General features: G+C 45.3%; 1 protein-coding gene. It reads left to right on the forward strand.

Annotated features, from left to right (window positions below; translation table 11 throughout):
• Nucleotides 1-318 (forward strand): lysozyme inhibitor LprI family protein (locus C7K08_RS14985; RefSeq protein WP_106501212.1); only part of this gene is annotated, 318 nt, incomplete at its 5' end.
• Nucleotides 319-649: the final 331 nt, after the last annotated feature.

The raw sequence follows: 649 nt of genomic DNA on the forward strand, positions 1-649 counted from the left end.
CTATTGCTACTAGGCCTGTTGCTGCTGCCATCTACTGCTGCTAGGGCCCAACCAACCAAACTCAACTGCCCTGGTGAAACCACTGTGGAGATGCGCTATTGCTCTGGAGTGCAATTAGAGAAATCAACTAAATATTTAAATAGCAAATTGCCAACCGCCATTTATCAGCAATGGCAAGAAGCAAGCAAAGCTGTTTGCGCTGCTGCATATGCACCTTATAAAGATGGCAGTATCTACCCGCAGTTGCTGATTAGCTGTAATAACAAGCTGAATCGGGCTTTGCTGAAGGAATTTAAGGGGATGGATCAAGTGAATTAAGGGGTTATTAGTGCAAACTAAAATGACTTGTTACTGCAAGTTAAGGCAATAGATTTTCATTGCAAATATATTAAAATTAGAACTGATTTTTGCGATGCGAGTGAAGCACGATTTTATATTTAGCACTTTGAAATGCAAAAATTTTTTAATATATATAAAGTGAAAGGATGCTGAAACCGATGTCAGGGGTCAGACTGCTGCAAGAACGCTGCTGAGCTGCATGCGCAGACAACCGCAGTGTGACCTCCACCAGGGCCCTCCCAGGGCAGCCCACGCCCTCCGCCGCATGCCTGCCCGTTGCTCTAGTGCCAAGCATCCAGAGGTCTCAGGC

It is taken from the genome of Synechococcus lacustris str. Tous (assembly GCF_003011125.1).
GTDB lineage: Bacteria > Cyanobacteriota > Cyanobacteriia > PCC-6307 > Cyanobiaceae > Synechococcus_D > Synechococcus_D lacustris.